Annotated in this window: 21 protein-coding genes; 16 read left to right on the forward strand and 5 right to left on the reverse strand. The window is 57.0% G+C overall.

All coding sequences use genetic code 11. The annotated features are described in order from the left end of the window. Positions 1–38: 38 nt before the first annotated feature. Together nudC and ACR0BD_RS13785 are read left to right on the forward strand one after the other, a co-directional pair. Positions 39–1019 (forward strand): NAD(+) diphosphatase, encoded by a 981-nt coding sequence (gene nudC, locus ACR0BD_RS13780; RefSeq protein WP_480831240.1) that lies wholly within the window; start codon positions 39–41, stop codon positions 1017–1019. A 40-nt stretch (positions 1020–1059) separates the two neighbouring features. Beyond that, positions 1060–1527: an SRPBCC family protein gene (locus ACR0BD_RS13785; RefSeq protein ID WP_480831242.1), complete on the forward strand. Its 468-nt coding sequence runs from the start codon at positions 1060–1062 to the stop codon at positions 1525–1527. Between the two features lie 54 nt (positions 1528–1581). On the opposite strand, the gene ACR0BD_RS13790 is transcribed toward ACR0BD_RS13785, so the two are convergent. Next, complete coding sequence (locus ACR0BD_RS13790; protein WP_480831243.1) at positions 1582–2415, reverse strand: prephenate dehydratase; 834 nt, start codon at positions 2413–2415, stop codon at positions 1582–1584. Between the two features lie 118 nt (positions 2416–2533). On the opposite strand from ACR0BD_RS13790, the gene ACR0BD_RS13795 reads away from it, so the two are divergent. The 5 genes from ACR0BD_RS13795 to ACR0BD_RS13815 all read left to right on the forward strand — a co-directional run bounded on the left by ACR0BD_RS13795 (position 2534) and on the right by ACR0BD_RS13815 (position 8898). Next, the gene (locus tag ACR0BD_RS13795) at positions 2534–3043 is read left to right on the forward strand and encodes a c-type cytochrome (RefSeq protein WP_480831297.1); all 510 of its coding nucleotides are present in this window, start codon (positions 2534–2536) and stop codon (positions 3041–3043) included. 210 nt (positions 3044–3253) lie between these two features. Beyond that, the gene (locus ACR0BD_RS13800) at positions 3254–5122 is read left to right on the forward strand and encodes an extracellular solute-binding protein (protein WP_480831299.1); all 1869 of its coding nucleotides are present in this window, start codon (positions 3254–3256) and stop codon (positions 5120–5122) included. Between the two features lie 9 nt (positions 5123–5131). Next, positions 5132–6217: a microcin C ABC transporter permease YejB gene (locus tag ACR0BD_RS13805; RefSeq protein WP_480697926.1), complete on the forward strand. Its 1086-nt coding sequence runs from the start codon at positions 5132–5134 to the stop codon at positions 6215–6217. Beyond that, the gene (locus ACR0BD_RS13810; RefSeq protein ID WP_480831245.1) at positions 6218–7324 is read left to right on the forward strand and encodes an ABC transporter permease; all 1107 of its coding nucleotides are present in this window, start codon (positions 6218–6220) and stop codon (positions 7322–7324) included. Then, complete coding sequence (locus ACR0BD_RS13815; protein WP_480831247.1) at positions 7321–8898, forward strand: ABC transporter ATP-binding protein; 1578 nt, start codon at positions 7321–7323, stop codon at positions 8896–8898. Before ACR0BD_RS13810 ends, ACR0BD_RS13815 begins: the two co-directional genes overlap by 4 nt. Positions 8899–8918: 20 nt before the next feature. Here ACR0BD_RS13815 and ACR0BD_RS13820 read toward each other — a convergent pair whose 3' ends face one another. Both ACR0BD_RS13820 and hemN read right to left on the reverse strand, forming a co-directional pair. Then, entirely contained in the window at positions 8919–10847 is a 1929-nt protein-coding gene (locus ACR0BD_RS13820; protein ID WP_480831249.1) for an elongation factor G, read from the reverse strand. 204 nt (positions 10848–11051) lie between these two features. Continuing rightward, positions 11052–12407 carry an oxygen-independent coproporphyrinogen III oxidase gene (hemN, locus tag ACR0BD_RS13825; RefSeq protein ID WP_480831251.1) on the reverse strand — a complete coding sequence of 452 codons (1356 nt, stop codon included), beginning with the start codon at positions 12405–12407 and terminating at the stop codon, positions 11052–11054. A 61-nt stretch (positions 12408–12468) separates the two neighbouring features. Between hemN and fnrL the strand changes: the two genes are divergently transcribed. Together fnrL and ACR0BD_RS13835 are read left to right on the forward strand one after the other, a co-directional pair. Then, on the forward strand, positions 12469–13212 hold the full coding sequence (gene fnrL / locus ACR0BD_RS13830) for a transcriptional regulator FnrL (protein WP_480697921.1): 744 nt from the start codon (positions 12469–12471) through the stop codon (positions 13210–13212). 73 nt (positions 13213–13285) lie between these two features. Next, a complete protein-coding gene (locus ACR0BD_RS13835) occupies positions 13286–13540 on the forward strand; it encodes a GlsB/YeaQ/YmgE family stress response membrane protein (protein ID WP_480697920.1) in 255 nt (84 codons plus the stop codon). A gap of 17 nt (positions 13541–13557) precedes the next feature. Here the strand turns inward: ACR0BD_RS13835 and ACR0BD_RS13840 are convergent, their stop codons facing one another. Then, entirely contained in the window at positions 13558–14397 is an 840-nt protein-coding gene (locus ACR0BD_RS13840) for a universal stress protein (protein WP_480831253.1), read from the reverse strand. 195 nt (positions 14398–14592) lie between these two features. Between ACR0BD_RS13840 and ccoN the strand changes: the two genes are divergently transcribed. From ccoN to ccoP, 4 genes are read left to right on the forward strand one after another with little or no spacing between them, the layout of a single operon-like run. Next, the gene (ccoN, locus tag ACR0BD_RS13845; RefSeq protein WP_480697918.1) at positions 14593–16200 is read left to right on the forward strand and encodes a cytochrome-c oxidase, cbb3-type subunit I; all 1608 of its coding nucleotides are present in this window, start codon (positions 14593–14595) and stop codon (positions 16198–16200) included. Between the two features lie 14 nt (positions 16201–16214). Then, positions 16215–16943: a cytochrome-c oxidase, cbb3-type subunit II gene (ccoO, locus tag ACR0BD_RS13850; protein ID WP_480831256.1), complete on the forward strand. Its 729-nt coding sequence runs from the start codon at positions 16215–16217 to the stop codon at positions 16941–16943. A gap of 11 nt (positions 16944–16954) precedes the next feature. After that, positions 16955–17140 (forward strand): cbb3-type cytochrome c oxidase subunit 3, encoded by a 186-nt coding sequence (locus tag ACR0BD_RS13855; protein WP_480697916.1) that lies wholly within the window; start codon positions 16955–16957, stop codon positions 17138–17140. Further along, the gene (ccoP, locus tag ACR0BD_RS13860; RefSeq protein WP_480831257.1) at positions 17137–18000 is read left to right on the forward strand and encodes a cytochrome-c oxidase, cbb3-type subunit III; all 864 of its coding nucleotides are present in this window, start codon (positions 17137–17139) and stop codon (positions 17998–18000) included. The genes ACR0BD_RS13855 and ccoP overlap by 4 nt, the downstream gene beginning before the upstream one ends. Before the next feature lie 103 nt (positions 18001–18103). On the opposite strand, the gene ACR0BD_RS13865 is transcribed toward ccoP, so the two are convergent. Further along, positions 18104–18271, reverse strand: coding sequence for a hypothetical protein (locus ACR0BD_RS13865; protein ID WP_480697914.1), 168 nt, complete (start codon positions 18269–18271; stop codon positions 18104–18106). A 100-nt stretch (positions 18272–18371) separates the two neighbouring features. Here ACR0BD_RS13865 and ACR0BD_RS13870 point away from each other — a divergent pair, with 100 nt between their 5' ends. The 3 genes from ACR0BD_RS13870 to ACR0BD_RS13880 all read left to right on the forward strand — a co-directional run bounded on the left by ACR0BD_RS13870 (position 18372) and on the right by ACR0BD_RS13880 (position 21236). Then, on the forward strand, positions 18372–19247 hold the full coding sequence (locus tag ACR0BD_RS13870) for a LysR family transcriptional regulator (RefSeq protein WP_480831260.1): 876 nt from the start codon (positions 18372–18374) through the stop codon (positions 19245–19247). A gap of 101 nt (positions 19248–19348) precedes the next feature. Beyond that, positions 19349–20776 carry a cytochrome c oxidase accessory protein CcoG gene (ccoG, locus tag ACR0BD_RS13875; protein ID WP_480697912.1) on the forward strand — a complete coding sequence of 476 codons (1428 nt, stop codon included), beginning with the start codon at positions 19349–19351 and terminating at the stop codon, positions 20774–20776. 1 nt (position 20777) lies between these two features. Further along, positions 20778–21236: a FixH family protein gene (locus ACR0BD_RS13880; protein WP_480831262.1), complete on the forward strand. Its 459-nt coding sequence runs from the start codon at positions 20778–20780 to the stop codon at positions 21234–21236. Positions 21237–21238: the final 2 nt, after the last annotated feature.

The following is a 21238-nucleotide window of genomic DNA, read 5'->3' on the forward strand; positions in this document are numbered from 1 at the left end:
CCGTGGCAGCCCTGTGCCAACACTCTGAAAGGCTTGCAATGAAATACGCGGAAAACGTGACGTTCGGTGGTTCAGGCCTGAACCGCGCGGCGCATCTTCGTACCGATCCCGATAAGCTGGCCGAGGTTCGAGGCGACCCCAAGGCAAAATGTTTGGTGCTGTGGCGTGGAAAGCTTTTGGTTCAGGGTGAGGCACTTGACCGGTTGGCCTGGATTTCCCTGAACCACGATGTGTTGGCAAACGGACCGGGTGGCATCGTGCGATCGCCTGTGTTTCTTGGGATTTCGGATGAGGGGCCATTGTTTGCGACGGATATTTCGAATTGGGCGGCGGAAGATCTGGATGTTTCTGAGGTCGGCGCGTTTTTTGATTCATCCGAACAGCAGCACCCTGACTTGCCGCCGGGCTATGTGTTTGCCGAACTGCGCCGGATCATGACGCGACTCAGCACGCGGGATGCCGAATTGGCTGCGACCGCCAAAGCGGTAATCGGATGGCACGAGACCCATAAATTCTGCGCACGTTGCGGCGCGGCAAGTGACATCGCGCAGGGCGGCTGGCAGCGTAGTTGCCCGACCTGCGGTGGGCAGCACTTTCCACGTACCGATCCGGTTGTGATCATGTTGATCACACATGGGGATGCGGTGCTGATGGGGCGTTCACCGGGATGGCCCGATGGGATGTATTCGTTGCTTGCCGGATTTGTTGAGCCCGGCGAAACGCTGGAAGCCGCGGTTCGTCGCGAGGTGATGGAGGAAGCCGGGGTCCCGGTCGGTGCCGTGACGTATCTGTCCAGTCAACCTTGGCCGTTTCCAGCCTCGTTGATGTTTGGATGCGCGGGCCAAGCCCTTTCGCGCGAAATCACGATAGATCCCGTCGAGATTGAGGATGCGATGTGGGTCAGTAAATCCGAAATGATGCAGGCTTTTGCGGGGGAACATCCGACGCTGAAGCCGGCCCGTAAAGGTGCTATTGCACATTTCATATTACAGCACTGGCTTGCGGATACTTTGGACTGACCAAATAACTGCGCTTGCAGAACCAGCTTTACGGACGAACATGCAGTTTAAAGCTCACGAAGATATCGAGGCGCCAATCAACACGGTGTTTGAGATGGTTGCCGATTTTGAACGTTTTGAGCGTATGGCAATGCGTCGTGGGATCGAGGTGCATCGTCTGTCCGGCCACATGGCCGTCGTACCGGGCACCACTTGGCAGGCCGAATTTCAACTGCGTGGGAAAACGCGGCGGGTCGATATTGAAATGGTCGAGTGTGATCCAGCCTCGCAAATGCGGTTTGAGGCCACGGGCAAGGGAATGAGCGGCACGACCTCGGTTGAATTTCTGGCGCTATCGCAGCGGCGAACACGGTTGAGCCTAGAGCTGAGCCTGTCAGCAAAGTCGTTGCCCGCGCGGCTTTTCCTGCAATCGCTCAGATTGGGTAAGTCCCGTTTCCGACGCCGTCTTCAATCCCGGCTGAACGAATTCGCCAGAGAGATCGAAGAGCGGTATCAGCACGGGGCTTAAATTGGCATGCGGACCAGACCAGAGGGTTTGGGCGCGCCCTGTTCCCTGTAGAATCTATCCGCGCGGTTGCGCTGCCGGATATACCCCCAGCAGTTCCACGTTGGTTGTGAAATGCTCAAGCTCATCCATGGCAAGCTGCACGTTGCGGTCGTCTGGATGGCCCACGATATCAGCGTAAAACTGCGTCGCCGTGAACGATCCATCGACCATGTAGCTTTCCAGCTTGGTCATGTTGATGCCGTTGGTCGCAAACCCGCCCATGGCTTTGTAAAGGGCCGCTGGGATGTTGCGCACCTGGAAGACGAAGCTGGTGATCATTCCGTGATCCCCGCGTCGCGACGTATCGGCCTCGCGCGACATAACCAAAAAGCGCGTCGTGTTGTCGTCACTGTCTTCGATATGCCGGGCCAAGACGTTCAGGCCGTAGATTTCCCCGGCCAGTTCGCTGGCCAAGGCGGCGGAATGCGCATCGCCCTGTTCGGAAACCTCACGCGCGGCGCGGGCATTGTCGGGGCTGACACGCCCCCGAATGCCGTGCTCCTTGAGAAACCCCGCGCATTGGGGAAGCAAGACCAGGTGGGAATGCGCCTCGGTTATATCGGCAAGTGTTGCACCCGGAACGCCCAGCAAGTTGATGTGAACCCGGACAAAGGCCTCATCAATGATATGCAAGCCGCTATGCGGCAGCAGACGGTGAATATCGGCAACGCGACCGTACGTCGTGTTCTCGACCGGCAACATCGCAAGGTCAGCCTCGCCAACGCGAACTGATTCGATCACATCCTCGAATGTACGGCAGGGCAGGGCCTCCATGTCCGGGCGCGCGTTGCGGCAGGCCTCGTGGCTATAGGCGCCGGGTTCTCCCTGAAATGCGATACGTTTGGTCATTTGGTCGATTCCGTGCAACAAGTTCCAAGATTGGGCGTTTAGTCGCGGTGTCTATACCTTGCCTCTTGTCAGGGGAAGCCTTAGACACCCCCAAGACAGCTAAATGGACTCGCGATCAATGTTCGACACGATGACAGTTACCAAGGCCGCCGCAGGCCTGTTTGGCACCTTCCTGGTGCTGCTTCTGGCCAAATGGGCCGCCGAAGGCCTGTACCACGCCGATGGTCACGGCGAGACGGCCTCGTACATCATCGAAACCGAAAGCGCAGGCGAAAGCGCTGACGGTGAAGAAGTGGTGTTCGAAGATCTGCTGGCCGCCGCCGACCCTGAGAAAGGCGCACGCGTCTTCCGTAAGTGTACCGCTTGCCACAAACTGGAAGACGGCGCGAACGGAACCGGACCTTACCTTTATGCAATCGTTGACCGCCCAGTCGCTTCGGCGAAGGGTTTCACCGGATACTCGGCCTCGATGCAGGCGCATGGCGGCAACTGGACGCCAGAAGCACTTGACGCATTCCTTGAGCGCCCAAGCGCCTATATTTCCGGAACATCGATGAGCTTTGCTGGTCTGAAGAAACCTCAGGAACGTGCAGACCTGATTGCTTATCTGCAGACCATCGGCAACTGATCCTGATCTTGGATTGCCCGAATTTTAAAGCCGCTGCCCTGTGCAGCGGCTTTATTTTTTGTCTAAGAAGAACTTCACAAAGCGTTCACGCATTCTAAACTTGAATCTGACAGTGCTGGCCTTTTAGCTGGCGGATACAAGATAAAGTCACAGTCGAAGCAGGGGATGAGCAATATGGGATCCAATAAAGTAACCGCAAAAGCGCGCGAAATGGATTTCAGGATGTGGCTGAATGCGACGGTGGTCGGATTGTTCGTGCTATTGCTGGCAGCGACTCAACTGTTTGCTGAAGAGAAGATTATCAAAAGCTACGGCTTTTCAGAATTTGGTGATCTGAAATACCCCGAAGGCTTTGCACATTTCGACTATGTGAACCCGGATGCGCCGCGCGGTGGCGAGCTGTCTTATGCCGCGCAAGGCACGTTTGACAGTTTCAATCCGTTTACGCGGCAAGGTCGTGCAGGCGCACGCTCGGCTGATCAATACGAATCTTTGCTTGTGCCTTCCTATGATGAGCCCGCATCTTATTACGGTTTGCTGGCCGAAAGCCTTGAATACCCAGAAAGCCAGGACTGGGTCATTTTCAACATGCGCCCCGAAGCACGCTTTTCTGACGGAACGCCGGTGACGGCGCATGACGTCGTCTTTTCGCACAATCTTCTGTTGGATCAGGGGCTGAAATCCTATGCGGATGCCGTGCGCAAACGGATACCGCGCGCCGAGGCGCTGGATGATCATCGGGTCAAATTTTACTTTGCTCCGGATATTCCGCGTCGGGCACTCATCTCGCAGGTCGGCGGAACGCCTGTGTATTCAAAGGCTTGGTTTGAGGCTGATCCTGAAAACCGACGCCTGGACAAATCACGCCTGGAGCCGGGGATCGGCTCGGCCCCTTATGTGCTGGACAACTACGACATCAACCGGCGGATCGTTTACAAGCGGAACCCTGACTATTGGGGGGATCACGTCAACGTCAATGTCGGCCGCAATAACTATGACACCATCCGGATTGAGTATTTCAGCGATTCAATTGCCGCGATGGAAGGCTTCAAGGCGGGAACTTTTACCCTCCGGCAAGAGAACAACTCGAAAAGCTGGGCTACGGCTTACGACTTTCCAGCCATTTCGAACGGCAATGTACTCCGCGTTGAGTTGGAGGATGGTACCGTTCCCTCTGCAAGCGGGTTCATCATGAACCTCGACCGTCCACAGTTTCAGGATCCGCGTGTCCGCGAGGCTGTTCAACTCGGCTATAATTTCGAGTGGACGAATGAAAGCCTGCAGTATGGCTTGTTTCAGCAACGCAGTTCATTCTGGGAAGGCACACATCTAGAAGCAACCGGTCTGCCTGAGGGCCGTGAGCTTGAGGTGCTTGAGGCGCTGGGCGATGCACTAGACCCATCGGTCCTCACCGAAGAACCCGTCAGCGCGCATGAATCCCGTCCGGCCCGGCAGAATGATCGTCGCAACCTGCGCGCAGCCATGAGCCTGTTGGATGAGGCCGGATGGCTGGTGGGCGACGATGGTATCCGCCGGAATGCGAACGGTGAGGTCCTGTCGATTGAATTCCTGTCGGATCAACCGACACTGGACCGGATCATTCAGCCGTTCGTCGATAATCTGCGCGTCATGGGAATTGATGCCACATACAACCGGGTGGACAACGCGCAATTCACGCTGCGCCGCCGTGATCGCGATTTTGACATGATCAACGGTGGGTATGGAAAATCACTGCAACCATCTACCGGTTTGTATCAGCAATACGGAACTGAGGCGGCATCGTATTCGGTGTTCAACCCATCGGGCGCGCACGGCCCCGACATTGAGCCGTTGATCGACAACATTGTCGCGGCGACGGAAAGCGAAGAGCTGAACGCCAATGTCCGTGCCCTGGACCGTGTACTGCGAGCCAAGCGGATCATGGTTCCCACGTGGTACCTGGGCAAACACTGGGTTGCCTATTGGGACATGTACGAATACCCCGAAAACCTTCCACCTTATGCTCTGGGCGTGGAAGACCTTTGGTGGATCAACGCCGACAAAGAAGCCGAGTTGAAATCCTCGGGTGCGTTGAGGTAATTCGCTCACATGGGAGCATATATTCTAAGACGCTTGTTGCTGGTCATTCCAACCTTGCTTGGGATCATGATCGTCAACTTTACGCTGGTTCAGTTCGTTCCGGGCGGGCCGATTGAACAGATCATCGCCCAGATGGAAGGCGGCGGTGACGTATTCGAAGGTATTGCCGGTGGCGGCAGCGACATTGACCAACAAACCGGGGGTGTAAACGACCGGTACATTGGCGCACGCGGTTTGCCACCCGAATTTATCGAAGAGCTGGAAAAGGAGTTTGGGTTCGACAAACCTCCGGTGCAGCGGTTCCTCGACATGATGGGCAACTACCTGACGCTGGACTTTGGCGAGAGTTATTTCAGATCAATCAGCGTGATCGACCTTGTGCTGGAAAAGATGCCGGTCTCGATTTCACTGGGCCTGTGGTCCACTTTGATTGCGTATCTGGTCTCGATCCCGCTGGGCATTCGCAAAGCGATCAAGGACGGGTCCAATTTCGACACATGGACCAGTGGCGCCATTATCGTGGCCTATGCCATTCCCGGCTTTCTGTTCGCGATTCTGTTGCTGGTGCTGTTTGCCGGTGGATCTTATTGGCAAATCTTCCCGCTGCGGGGACTGACCTCAGACAATTGGGACAGCCTCAGCCTGTTTGGAAAGATCGCAGATTATTTCTGGCATATCGCCCTGCCGATCACCGCGCTGACAATTTCAGCTTTTGCGACGCTGACCCTGTTGACCAAAAACTCGTTTCTGGACGAGATCAAAAAGCAGTACGTCATGACGGCACGTGCAAAGGGCCTGAGCGAAGGGCGCGTTCTCTACGGTCATGTGTTCCGAAATGCGATGCTGATCGTCATCGCAGGATTTCCCGCGGTATTCATCGGCGTATTTTTCGGAGGTTCGATCATTATCGAAACCATCTTCTCGCTGGATGGGCTTGGGCGTCTGGGCTTTGAGGCCGCTGTCGCGCGCGATTACCCGGTGATTTTTGGCACGCTGTTTATCTTTGGCCTTATGGGTCTGGTTGTCGGGATCATCAGCGACATCATGTATGTGCTGGTCGATCCGCGCATCGACTTTGAAAAGCGGGAGGGGTAAATGGCGCTTTCCCCACTCAATCAGCGCCGCTGGCGCAATTTCCGGCGTAATGGCCGCGCGTTCTGGTCGCTGATCATCTTTTCGGTGCTGTTCGGTCTGTCACTGTTTGCCGAGTTCATCGCCAATGACAAACCAATTCTGGTGCACTACCGGGGCGAGTTCTATACGCCGATCTTCAATTTCTATGCCGAGACTGAATTTGGCGGTGATTTCCAGACCGAAGCGATCTATCGCGACCCCGAGGTTATGTGCCTGATCGACAGTGGTGGTTTGGATCAGTGCTTTGATGACCCGGAAGGGATCATTGATGAGATCAAGGCCGGGACCTTCCAGGCCGACGGTTTTGAGCGTGGCTGGGCCATTTGGCCGTTGATTCCCTATTCCTTCAACACCAGCGTTGATCGCCCCGGCGCTGCCCCGTTGCCGCCAAATGGCCAGAACCTGTTGGGCACCGACGATACCAAACGCGATGTACTGGCGCGTGTCATCTATGGTTTCAGGTTATCAATCCTGTTCACTCTGATCGTGACTGGTGCCGCCAGCCTGATCGGGATTTTTGCGGGCGCCATCCAGGGGTTTTTCGGTGGCTGGCTGGACCTGATCTTCCAACGTATAATCGAGATTTGGTCATCCACGCCTTCGCTTTACGTGATCATCATAATGTTCGCCATTCTGGGCCGAAGTTTCTGGTTGCTGGTGATCCTTATGATCTTGTTCAGTTGGACTGGCTTGGTTGGCGTGGTCAGGGCCGAATTCCTACGGGCGCGTAATCTGGAATACGTGCGCGCCGCGCGTGCGCTGGGCGTCGGCAACATGACCATCATGTTCCGCCATATGCTGCCAAACGCCATGGTCGCCACATTGACGTTCATGCCCTTTATCGTGACAGGCACGATTGGCGGGCTGGCTTCGCTGGACTTTCTTGGGTTCGGTCTGCCGTCCTCGGCCCCGTCTTTGGGTGAGCTGACCTTACAGGCCAAACAGAACCTGCAGGCGCCGTGGCTGGCCTTTACCGCGTTTTTCACCTTTGCCATCATGCTGTCGCTGCTGGTCTTCATATTTGAAGGCGTGCGCGATGCGTTTGATCCCAGAAAGACCTTCTCATGAGCCTTTTGGATGTGAACAACCTCAAGGTCTCGTTCAAGCAGGATGGGCAGATCAGCGCGGCGGTCAAGGGCGTCTCGTTCACCGTTGATCGCGGCGAAACCGTTGCATTGGTGGGTGAGTCGGGTTCGGGCAAGTCCGTAACGGCCCTAAGCACGGTGTCGTTGCTGGGAGACAGTGCACTTGTCGAAGGGTCGGTCACCTACGACGGAGATGAGATGATCGGCGCGTCTCAGGACAAGCTAATGGACGTGCGCGGCAACGACATCAGCTTTATCTTCCAAGAGCCGATGACTTCGCTCAACCCGTTGCACACAATTCAGAAGCAGATGGCCGAGTCTCTGGCTTTGCACCAGGGTCTGACCGGCAACGATGCGCGTGACCGCATTATCGAGTTGTTGGACAAAGTCGGCATACGCGACCCTCAAGAGCGGCTGGATAGCTATCCGCATCAATTGTCGGGCGGGCAAAGGCAGCGTGTTATGATTGCTATGGCCTTGGCCAACAAGCCTGACATTCTGATCGCGGATGAGCCGACCACCGCGCTGGACGTCACAATCCAAGCCCAGATTCTCGAGCTGTTGGCCGATCTGCAAAAGTCGGAAAACATGGGGATGTTGTTTATCACCCATGACCTTGGCATCGTGCGCCGAATTGCCGATCGCGTCTGTGTGATGAAGGACGGCGAAATTGTCGAAACGGGCATCACGACCGAGATTTTTGACAACCCCCAGCATCCCTATACGCGCAAGCTATTGGCGGCCGAGCCATCCGGGCATCCCGATCCCGTGGCATCCGATGCTGAAGAGGTTGCCCGGACAGATCATCTGAAGGTTTGGTTTCCGATCCAACGTGGCTTCCTGAAGCGCACTGTTGGCCATGTGAAGGCGGTCAACGACGCGACCCTGAGTGTACGGGCCGGCGAAACATTGGGCATTGTGGGCGAGAGTGGATCAGGCAAGACGACGCTGGCTCTGGCGATCATGCGTCTAATTGCGTCTGAGGGTGGGATTACTTTCCGCGATCAAGACGTTCGCAGCTGGTCCACCAAAGAGTTGCGGCGTTTGCGCAAGGACATGCAGATTGTTTTTCAGGACCCGTTTGGCAGCCTGAGCCCTCGGATGACCTGTATGCAGATCATCGCCGAGGGGCTTGCGATTCATAAGGTTGATCCGCACCGCGCCCCGCGCGAGCTGGTGGCTGAGGTCATGACCGAAGTCGGGTTGGATCCGGCTGCGATGGATCGTTACCCGCATGAATTCTCGGGCGGACAACGTCAGCGCATCGCAATCGCGCGCGCGATGATTTTGCGCCCCAAATTGCTGGTGCTGGACGAACCGACCAGTGCCCTGGATATGACCGTGCAAGTGCAGATCGTGGATCTGTTGCGCGATTTGCAGCGCAAATATGGGCTCGCCTATCTGTTCATCAGCCACGACCTGAAAGTTGTCCGCGCCATGTCGCACAACGTTATCGTGATGCGAAACGGTGACGTGATCGAAATGGGCGCGGCCGAAGACCTGTTTGAAAACGCGCAAACCGACTACACACGCGAACTGATTTCGGCGGCGGGCTGATTTCAGCCCGCCCGTTCTTTTCAGGCGTTTGCCGGTTCCCGAACAGCAGGTTTGGGAACCGGGCCGCGCAATTCCTCATAGTGATCAAAGCTCAGTTTGACCCAACCGGTACCACGCGTAGCGCTGGCGAGACTTCTGTGCAGTTCATCTTCGGCAACAGCGGGCAGTTGGGCATTGAATATCTCCCAGCCTGAGGCGTTCGGGTTGCCTTCGAACCCCAGCACTTGCCCCTGCAAGGAACTGATCGTGGGAACCAGATCACCGACGAAGTTCGACGGCAGGTGAATCTCGGCGTTGAGGATTGGCTGAAGCACGACGGGCTTGGCCTGAGGCAGTGCCTCACGTACCGCGTTCTTGCCAGCCGTTCGGAACGCGAAATCCGAACTGTCCACATTGTGGTGCTTGCCGTCGCTTAGCGTGACTTTGACATCGACCACGGGGAACCCTTCGGGCCCCTGTTCCAAAGCGTCTTTCGCCCCATGCTCGACAGACGGGATATAGTTGCGGGGAACCGCGCCGCCCTTGACGATCTCTTCGAACTGGAAGCCCGAGCCACGCGGCATCGGAGTCACCGAGATCACCACATCGGCAAATTGACCAGCCCCGCCGGATTGCTTGCGGTGACGGTGTCGATGCTCGATTGGCGCACGAATGGTTTCGCGGTACGCGGTTTCAACCGGATCGGTAACAATCTCGATCCCAAAGTCTTCGGCCAGTTTGGCCGTAACGCGCCGCAGATGCTGTGGGCCCTGAGATCCCAGAACGGCGTGGCCGCTCAATTCGTCTTGTCCCAGATGTAGGCCGGGATCGATCTCGACCAGGCGGGTCAGCGCGTTTGACAGGCGAACATCATCACGTTCATGCGCGGGCGATACGACCTGACGGTGCGCGGCTGGGTGCGACGAGGCCCATTCCGGCAGGGACGCGGCCCCCTTGCTGTCATAGATATTGCCGGGATTGAGGTGGTCGGATTTCACAGCCAGACCGATTTGCCCGGCCTCCAGTTGTGATATTTGTGTTTTCGCGTCCAGCGTAGTCAGGTTGCCGACCGTCTCGCCCCCCAGAGCCTCATGCGCGCGTACACCGTCCCCGAGACCGCGGAGTACGATAATCTTGCCGATGTGCTTTTTGACGTCCGCGAACCCGGCAATGGCGCGTGCGTTCTCGGCGGCTTCGTCGCGACCGGCGGCAATGTCAAATTCCGGTGCTTCGTGACGAAGCGCCTTCATCAGACGGGTCAGGCCATTGCCGTGACTTGCGGCCCCCAGACAGGCCGGGATCAGTTGATGGTTCTTCAGCACCTGTGCGGCCAGGTCATAGACTTCTGCACTGGCTGGTTGTTTGTCCTCGATCAGTTGCTCGAGCAGATGATCATCAAAGTCAGACAGCGTTTCCAGCAGCTCGACCCGCGCTTCCTGTTCGCGATCTTCGACGGATTGCGGCAGTTCGATCAGGGCTGACGGTTGGCCCTCTTGGTACTTCCACGCGCGTTCCGAGATCAGATCAACCGCACCGATGATCGTGTCGCCCTCGCGGATCGGAACCTGACGCAGGGCAATGTGATGCGTGCAATAGGTCTGCAGGGTGGCGATGATGTCGCGAATTCGGCCATTGGGGCTGTCCATTCGGTTGATGAACAGGAAACACGGGATCCCGGCCTCTTCGACCAGTCGCAGGTAAGGCGCGCATAACACGGCGGCGTCCGGGTCGGGTGGAACCACCACCACGGCCGCGTCCGAGATTGCCATCGCCGGGCCGACATAGCCCAGATTATCCCCGCCGCCATCAACGTCGATCGCACACCAGGGTTCGTCCAAGTAAGAAAAACCGTGCAAATGCACGGTTCCTGAAACATCGAATGTCGTGGGTCGCCCGTCGAGGCGGCTGATGGCCTCGACCAGAGTGGTTTTGCCCGATTGGCTGGGGCCGAGGACGGTAAAAACGCGCATAGGTGCTGTCCCTCTTTCAGGTTGCAGAAATACCTGCACGAAAAGGGTTGTCCCACGCAGATGCGTTGGCATGAACTGTCTGCGAATTCACCTGCCTCAGGGTGCGGATCGCACCGTTCGAGTGTGGAGAAAACCAGAGGCCCGCGTCAAGCCCCTGTGCCGTTTTTCAACGTGAAGGCTCAGACCGGGCCCGCGTAAACCGGCTTAGATCGCAGAACTGTGACCAGCTTTGCTAAGGTCATAGGCGTCAAAGCTGCGGGCGATCATGCGCGTCAAGGCACGGGCTTCGGGCGGAATGAACAACCCATCCTCGGTGACCGTCAGAAGGTTGTCGAACGCTGCATTTGCCGCTCGGTACATCTCTTGCAATTGGGATGCCGTGATGTCGTGGTCTTTTAGAATCTCTGCCGATTTGATCTGGAAATCGCACATGAGTGCCTCGATCAGGCGCCCTCGCAACACGTCCTGCCCTTTGAACACATGTCCGCGCGATGTCGAGAAACGCCCTTCGCGGATTGCCTTGGTATGGGCAGACGTCGCAGGAGCATTCTGGGCATAACCCTGCGGGAAACGCGAGATCGAGCTGGCACCAACGCCGATCAAAACCTCAGCCTGGTCATCTGTGTATCCCTGGAAGTTCCGCTTGAGCCGTCCAGCCTTCAGGGCGTGGGTCAGGCCGTCATACTGCGTGGCGAAATGGTCGATACCGATCTCGGCATAGTTGTCCCACATGAAAAGGCGACGTGCTGTATCGAACAGGTCCAACCGCTTTTCGGGGGTGGGCAGGGCGTCAGACGGGATCATCTGCTGCCGTTTGGCCATCCAGGGAACATGCGCATATCCATACAGCGCGACGCGATCAGGGCTGAGCGAAAGAAGCTTTTGCACACTTTCGGTCATCCGTGACTTGGTCTGATGGGGCAGGCCGTAAAGAATATCGGCGTTCAGGCTGTTAATCCCGCGGGCTCGGATCATCTCGGCTGCGCGGCGCGTCGTATCGTAACTTTGAATGCGACCTATTGTTTTCTGAATCTCGTCATCGAAATCCTGAATTCCGATCGAGGCGCGATTCATGCCTGCCTCGGCCAGCGCATCCAGACGCACTTCGTCGATCTCGTTCGGATCAATCTCGACCGAGAATTCAGCGCCCGGACCAAACGGAACAATGCTTAGGATCCGAGAGGCCAGATCGCGCATCAGATCGGCGTTCAGCAGTGTCGGTGTACCGCCACCCCAGTGCAGGCGCGATAGGGTTACGCCTTCGGGCAACCGGGCTGCTAGCAAGTCCAGCTCGGCCTTCAGAACGTCGACATAGGCGATAACCGGGTTGTCGGTTTGGGTTCCCTGCGTCCGGCAAGCGCAAAACCAGCACAGGCGACGGCAGAATGGAACATGGACATAAAGCGAGACGGCACTGCCGGGTTTGATCCCGGAAATCCAATCTTCAAAATGACTTGACCCCACATCATTGCTGAAGTGGGGTGCGGTGGGATAGCTTGTGTAACGCGGAACTTTAGCGTCAAATAGTCCAAGCCGTGCCAGTTGTGGTTTCACTATCATAGCGATACCGTTAGAGCACGGCCAACCAAGCTGCCTTGACAGAGATCAAGTGGGAACGCGCATGACACCGATATTCAAGATCGACCACACCAACTGTGCTGATTGCCCGATTCGCCACCGGGCTGTTTGTGCGCACTGCGAAGCCGATGAGCTGCAAGCACTTGAAGAAATTAAGTATTATCGCAGTTTCGAGGCAGGGCAGACGATCATCTGGTCAGGGGATCAGATGAACTTTGTGGGCTCGGTTGTGTCTGGTATCGCGTCCTTGACGCAGACGATGGAAGACGGACGGACCCAAATGGTGGGTCTCTTGCTGCCCAGCGACTTTGTTGGTCGGCCCGGTCGCGATTCGGCTCCATATGATGTTCAGGCGACCACCGATCTGGTGATGTGCTGTTTCCGCAAGAAGCCTTTTGAAGTCCTGATGAGCGAAACGCCCCATATCGCCCATCGCCTATTGCAGATGACGTTGGACGAACTCGATGCGGCGCGGGAATGGATGCTGGTCTTGGGCCGCAAGACCGCGCGTGAAAAGATTGCCAGCCTGTTGTCGATCATCGCCCGTCGGGATGCCTCGATTAACCAGAAAGGCAATACCGGACCAATTGTGTTTGACCTGCCCCTGACGCGCGAAGCGATGGCAGACTATCTGGGACTGACACTGGAAACGGTCAGCCGTCAGATTTCGGCGTTGAAAAAAGACGAAGTGATTGCGTTGGAAGGCAAGCGCCACGTCACGATCCCTGACATGGGGCGCTTGATGGAAGAGGCGGGTGATGATTCTGACGGCGGGTTCCTTGTCTGACGCGCTTGCAGGGTGACGCAGCGGGCAAGCCGTGATTAAATTGCCTGGACGCTAACAAAATCAGGAGAAAGCCATGCAGTTCAGCAGCTTGCTGGCCATGTTGTTTATTGGCGCAGTCGCCGGATGGCTGTCAGGAAAGATCATGGAAGGCCGTGGCTTTGGCCTGATTGGAAACATCATTGTTGGCGTCGTGGGCGCGTTTCTGGCGGGCACGATCTTTCCTGCGCTGGGCTTTGCTGTAGGCGGTGGCCTGTTTTCGTCGATCTTCTCAGCCACGATTGGAGCGATAATTCTACTGTTCCTGATCGGGCTGGTGAAAAAGGGATAGCGGCCGCCCGCCGTCCCTCAGTGCGCCAGAAACACGGGAACAGCCGATTGTTCCAGCATGTTCCGCGTCGCGCCGCCAAGGATGGCTTCGCGGAACCGCGAATGGCCATAAGCTCCCATGACGATCATGTCGGCCTCAGTATCCATGGCATGGCGGTTCAGTATGTCCGACACGCGGGTCATGGTTTTACTCAGAACATCAATCTCGCATTTCACGCCGTGACGGGACAGCATCTGCGACAGCATCCCGCCGGGGTCGGAGCGATCCGGCCCGTGACGGGGTGGGTCAATGACCACGATCCGCACCTGTTCTGCCGCAATCAGAAACGGTAACGCACATCGAATGGCCCGCATGGCCTCGACGCTTTCGTTCCAGCCGATCAAAACGGTGCCGGGTTGCCCAAAAGGCGTCGCTTTGTCAGGCACGATCAGAACGGGTGCGTGGCCATCAAACATCGCTGCTTCGACGATAGGCTCTGCTTCCACGCCGCGGCCTTCGCCATAGGGCTGAGGCAGCACGACAAGATCCGAAAACCGCGCCCTGTGTGCGACGTGACGCCCAAGGTCGGAAATCTGGGCAACCCCGCTTTCAGCCGACCACCTGACGCCGGATTTGCCAAGGTAATCCTTGGCGTAGGCCAGTACTTCGTCGGCCTCGGCGTTAGCACGGCTCAGGGTTTCCTGAAGGATCAAAGCATTCGCACCCGCATAATAGTAGCCGGTCTGGCTGCGATCCACGCCAAGGCACAAGGCTTCGGCATGCGAGTCCTGCGCCGAAGCCAGCGCAACCATTTGTTCAAGCGCCGAATTTGACTGCTTTGCATCTGTCATGACAGTGAGAAGAGATTTGTAAGCCATGGTGCCCTCTTGCCTTCAGGGCCAGGGCGCATGCGACGTTCCAGCCCAGTCGTTTCTTAAGCATTGTCATAGTATTCCGCGATCTGTCTTGACACAGATCAAAGCAGTTGCGGCTGCCCTCGGACAAAACAGCACCCAGTCAAAAGGGCCCGACCGAAATGAAGAATCGTGTCGGGCATGGCAAAGGGACGCAATATGTCAAATTACATCAAGCTGATCGTGCTTGGTCTGATCGCGGTCTTCGCAGCGATCGCGACCAATTATGCACGCGATTTGGCGTATCAGGTGCATGCAATTCTGGTGATGTTGATCGCCGGCGGTTTGTTCATCTGGACGCTTAGAAACACGGATGAGCCAGATACGTTCGTAGACCGCTCGGGCGAATACATGGATGGTGTGATCCGCTACGGCGTGATCGCTACTGCTTTTTGGGGTGTGGTCGGGTTCCTTGCGGGGACCTTTATCGCGTTTCAATTGGCCTTTCCGGTGCTCAACTTCGAATGGGCGCAGGGATACATGAACTTTGGCCGTTTGCGCCCGCTGCACACCTCGGCCGTGATTTTTGCCTTTGGCGGTAACGCGCTGCTGGCGACCTCGTTCTATGTCGTTCAGCGCACCAGCGCCGCGCGTCTGTGGGGTGGGAACCTCGCATGGTTCGTATTCTGGGGGTATCAGCTGTTCATCGTGCTGGCGGCCACCGGCTATATCCTGGGCGGAACGCAGTCCAAGGAATATGCAGAACCCGAATGGTATGTCGACCTGTGGCTGACCATTGTCTGGGTGGCCTATCTGGCCGTTTTCCTGGGCACTGTGGTCAAGCGGAAAGAGCCGCATATCTACGTTGCGAACTGGTTCTATCTGGCCTTTATCGTCACCGTTGCGATGCTGCACGTGGTGAACAACATCACCATTCCGGTCAGTATCTGGGGTTCGAAATCGGTCATCGTCTGGTCGGGTGTACAAGACGCCATGATCCAGTGGTGGTACGGCCACAACGCTGTGGGCTTCTTCCTGACTGCGGGCTTCCTGGGCATGATGTACTACTTCATCCCGAAACAGGCCGAGCGTCCGGTCTTTTCATACAAGCTGTCGATCATCCACTTCTGGGCCCTGATCTTCCTGTATATCTGGGCGGGTCCGCACCACCTGCACTATACCGCGCTGCCTGACTGGGCCTCGACGCTGGGCATGGTGTTCTCGGTCGTGCTGTGGATGCCTTCGTGGGGCGGTATGATCAACGGTCTGATGACGCTTTCGGGCGCATGGGACAAGCTGCGCACCGACCCGGTTATCCGGATGATGGTGATCTCGGTTGGCTTCTACGGCATGTCCACCTTTGAAGGTCCGATGATGTCGATCCGCGCCGTAAACTCGCTGAGCCACTATACCGACTGGACCATTGGTCACGTGCATTCAGGCGCGCTGGGCTGGAACGGTATGATCACATTCGGTGCGCTGTACTTCCTGGTGCCTGTTCTGTGGAAGCGCGAGCGTCTGTACTCGCTGCAACTGGTCAGCTGGCACTTCTGGCTCGCCACTATCGGCATCGTGCTTTACGCCGCGTCGATGTGGGTCACCGGTATCATGGAAGGCCTGATGTGGCGTGAAGTGGATGCCAACGGCTTCCTCGTGAACTCGTTCGCTGACACCGTGGCTGCCAAATTCCCGATGTACGTGGTGCGTGCGCTGGGTGGCGTGATGTTCGTCGCTGGCTCGCTGATCATGTGCTACAACCTGTGGATGACTGTGCGGAAGGCACCGGCCAAAGAGGCCAGCCTGACCGTTGCGGTCCCGGCTGAATAAGGAGGGCCGGAGCAATGGCAATTCTCGACAAACATAAAATCCTCGAGACCAACGCGACCCTCCTGCTGGTATTCAGCTTTCTGGTCGTAACCATCGGTGGCATCGTTCAGATCACCCCGCTGTTCTATCTTGAGAACACCATCGAGAAGGTGGAGGGCATGCGCCCTTACACCCCTCTCGAAATGGCGGGACGTGAGATCTATCTGCGTGAAGGCTGCTATGTCTGCCACAGCCAGATGATCCGTCCAATGCGGGATGAGGTTGAGCGCTATGGCCACTACTCGCTGGCGGCAGAGTCGATGTATGACCATCCGTTCCAGTGGGGGTCAAAGCGGACCGGGCCTGACCTGGCGCGTGTCGGTGGTCGCTATTCGGATGATTGGCATGTTCGCCACTTGCGCGACGCGCAATCCGTGGTGCCGGAATCGGTGATGCCAAAATATGGCTTCCTCGAAACCCGTAAGCTGAACGGCGAATACATTGGTGACATCATGAAGGCCAATGCGGTTGTGGGCACGCCCTATACCGAGGAAATGCTCGCCAACGCCGAGGCTGACTTCCGCGCGCAGGCCGATCCGGACAGCGATTTTGACGGATTGCTGGAACGCTATGGCGAAAAGGTCAACGTGCGTAACTTCGACGGTCAGTCCGATCTGACCGAAGCTGACGCGCTGATCGCTTATCTGCAGATGCTGGGCACGCTGGTCGACTTCTCGACCTTCACCCCGGACGCAAGCCGCTGAGGGAGGGTGAGATGGAACTTTACACACTTCTTCGAGAGTTCGCGGATAGCTGGATGTTGCTGCTGCTCTTTACGTTCTTCATTGGCATCGTGATCTGGGTTTTCCGCCCCGGTGCCAGCAAGGAATACAAAGACACCGCCAACATCCCCTTCCGGCATCAAGATAAACCCGCCGAATCCAAGGAGGCGCGGCCATGAGTAAGACACCTGAAAAACTGCCGGGTGATCCGCAAACAACCGGACACAGCTGGGACGGTCTGGAAGAGTTCGACAACCCGATGCCCCGTTGGTGGCTGTGGACCTTTTACGCCTGTATTTTCTGGGGTGTGATCTACACGATCATGTATCCAGCATGGCCTTTGGTTCAATCGGCAACAGCCGGGGTCACAGGTTGGTCTTCTCGCGGAGAAGTCCAGGAAGAAATCGTGGCCGCCCAAGAGGCAAACGCACCCTGGAACGCCAAGCTGGTGGAAACACCGCTCGAGGAAATCTCGGCCGATGCTGAACTGCAGCAATTTGCAGTGAACTCGGGCGGTGCCGTTTTCCGCACGTGGTGTGCACAGTGCCACGGGTCCGGCGCACAAGGCGCACCGGGGTTCCCGAACCTGCTGGATGACGCATGGCTCTGGGGTGGGTCACTCGAGGATATCGAGTACACCGTTGCCTATGGTATTCGGAATGAAGAAAGCGACGACGCGCGCTATTCCGAGATGCCTGCATTCGGAGAGCTGCTCGAGAAAGAAGAGATCGCTCAGGTGGTCCAGTACGTGATGTCGCTGACCAACGCACAGACCGATGACGCAGCCGCGCAGGCAGGCAAGGTTGTCTATGAAGACAATTGTGCCGCGTGCCACGGCGAAGATGGTAAGGGCGACGTCTTTCAGGGCGCTCCGAACCTGACCGATGCGATTTGGTTGTTCGGCGGCAGCGAAGAAGAACTGACTGAAACGGTCACCTACAGCCGCTTTGGTGTGATGCCCGCATGGGAAAACCGTCTGACCGAAGCGCAAATCCGCGCGGTCACGGCATACGTTCACCAACTGGGTGGCGGCCAATAAGGCCAAAAGAACACCTTCGGGCGGTTTGACCGCCCGAAGGCTGTAGCACCGGCTGTTCTATCTGTTCGCGCGTTTCCTGAACGGCCGGTGCTCATTCCTCAAGTCATCCGTCGGTTTTAGGGCGATCTGCAAACATCCCCTTACGGTCGGTGTCTTTCTCTTTCCACCAATGGTTTTTCGGCAGCCACTCGATGTCTTGGCTGTCACGATGCCAGGGTTCAGGCGCGTTCCGACTGGCGACCATGAAGCTGCGTGCAAGGATCGAAATCATCTGAGCATTCCTTTCATGCGGTTCTTTCCAAGAAAGGATTGAGTTTTGGCATGAGAAATGCGACTCAATATCAATTCTGAAATGTAAGTTGGACTTACAGATGAATTGGATGAGATTTCCCCCCTTGGCGTCTTTGCGCGCTTTTTCTGCGTTTGCTGAATGCGGGAACGTTGTGCAGGCAGGTGGAACGCTTAATGTTAGCCACGCTGCCATAAGCCAGCATTTGCGTTCGTTGGAAAAGCATCTTGGCGTCAGCCTGTTGGATCGCTCGGGAAAATCAATGACGCTGACCCCAGAGGGCGAACACCTTGCGCGGGCATTGCATCTGGGTTTCGGTGCAATCGGGACCGCGATCTCGGAACTTGTGCAAACGGCTAGCGAGCGTCCGGTTCATGTGTCTCTTACCCCATCATTTGCGGCGTCGTGGCTCATGCCGCGCCTGCCTGCGTTTCAGGCTGAACATCCCGAGGTTCCACTGGCCATCGATCCAACGCCGAAGCTGGTCGACTTACGGCCAGGTGGGGTCGACATTGCGATCCGTTACGGGAACGGTCGCTGGCCAGGCGTCAATGCTCAGTTATTGCTGCAAAGCCCGATGGTCATCGTTGCAGCGCAAAGCTTACTTGGAAACCGCGAGACCTGGACGCCAGAGGAGCTCAGCCAGTTGCCCTGGCTGGAGGAGTTGGGCACAACCGAAGCCACCACCTGGCTGGCGCGCAAAGGCGTTGAACACGGCCCAAGAGCGGGGCGGATCTCGGTGCCGGGTAATCTGCTGCTGGACGGGCTGCGCGCGGGGCAGGGTGTAACGGTGACGGCGCGGCATTTTGTCGAACCGGACATAGCCTCAGGCCGCATCGTCGAACTGTATCGCGAGCCGGACACAACGGGTTACTTTATTGTTACCAATGACACGCCGCAAAGACCTGCTGTGAAAACCTTTGTGCGTTGGCTGAAAAAGCAATCTGACCAACTGTGACAAAAGGTGTCTGTACGATGCGCTTTTGACCCATGTCAAAGTGCTTACCTTTGTGATCTGGGACAAGACGCCGAAAAAACAGCTACATCTGGAGCCATTCCGTGAGCGATTCCGACCCCGCCCCCAGTCTCTACGCCGCACGAGAGCCGATTTTCCCCCGGCGCGTGTCCGGTCCGTTTCGTAATCTGAAATGGATCATCATGGCGGTGACATTGGGCATCTACTACATCACACCGTGGATCAGGTGGGACCGCGGACCCAGCCTGCCAGATCAAGCGGTGTTGCTGGATCTGGCCAACCGCCGGTTTTACTTTTTCTGGATCGAAATCTGGCCACACGAATTTTACTTTGTGGCGGGCCTGTTGATCATGGCCGGTCTGGGGCTGTTTCTGTTCACCTCGGCGCTTGGGCGTGTGTGGTGCGGCTATGCTTGTCCGCAGACGGTCTGGACTGACCTTTACATCCTGGTCGAGCGCTGGATTGAAGGTGACCGGAACGCCAGACTGCGCTTGCACCGTCAGGAAAAGATGGACTTTCGCAAGGCGCGGCTTCGGGTCACGAAATGGACCGCTTGGTTGTTGATTGGATTGGCCACGGGCGGTGCGTGGGTGTTCTATTTCGCCGATGCGCCGACGTTGCTGCGCGATCTGGTCACCGGAAACGCGCATCCTGTGGCGTATACCACGATGCTGATCCTGACGGGGACGACCTTTCTGTTCGGCGGGTTCGCGCGGGAACAGATTTGTATCTACGCCTGTCCCTGGCCTCGTATTCAGGCGGCGATGATGGACGAAGACACGCTTGTGGTCGGCTACCGCGAATGGCGGGGTGAGCCGCGAGGTAAGGGTAAACGGACGGCGGATTCCGAGCTTGGGGATTGCATCGACTGTATGGCCTGCGTGAACGTATGCCCTGTTGGCATCGACATTCGCGATGGTCAGCAGCTGGAATGCATCACCTGCGCGCTGTGCATTGATGCCTGCGATGACATGATGGCCAAGATCGGTAAGCCGCGCGGGCTGATCGACTATATGGCGCTGAGCGACGAAACCCGTGAGCGCGAAGGTAAGCCACCCCGGAACATCTGGAAACACATTCTGCGGCCCCGGACGATTATGTATACGGCGATGTGGTCTGCAGTTGGTCTTGCCTTGTTATTTGCCTTGTTCATCCGGTCCGATATCGACCTGACCGTAGCGCCTGTCCGCAATCCAACCTTTGTAACGCTGTCAGACGGCACAATCCGCAACACCTATGACGTGCGGCTGCGGAACAAACATGGCGAAGAACGCGCATTCAAACTGTCACTCGCAGGCGATCCGGCCCTTGAGGTTCAGATCGAAGGGGCAGAAGGAGACACTGTCAATGTCACCGCGGATACGGCACAATTGACCCGTGTTTACATTGTGGCCGATGGTGAAACGGGCCCCGCAGCGGCGGATGTGACGCCGGTTCGGATCTGGGTCGAAGACCTGCAAAGCGGCGAGCGCGCCTACAAAGACACCACGTTTAACGGTCGAGGTAACTGAGATGGCTGAACGTCAATTTACCGGCAAGCATGCTCTGGCTGTATTTGTTGCAGCCTTCGGCGTGATTATCGCTGTGAACCTTGTGCTGGCCTACAGCGCGGTAAAAACCTTCCCCGGGCTTGAGGTCAAGAACTCGTATGTCGCGAGTCAGGAGTTCAATGAACGTCTGCAGGAACAGCAGGCTCTGGGGTGGTTTATCCGCGCCGAAGTATCGGGCGGCCTTTTGATCCTGCACATCACGGATGAAACCGGCGCACCGGTCGAGGTCGCTGAACTGCAGGCCGTCGTAGGACGCGCCACGCATGTCAAAGAGGATTTTTCGCCTGATTTCACCTTTGATGGCGGGGCATATACCACCCCTGCATCTTTGGGGCAGGGCAACTGGAACATCCGTATGCTAGCCAAAGACAGCAATGGTGCCGAATTTGCGCAGCGGGTGCCGCTGTATGTGAAAGGGTAACG

The sequence above is a fragment of the Ruegeria sp. G5 genome, from assembly GCF_056533365.1.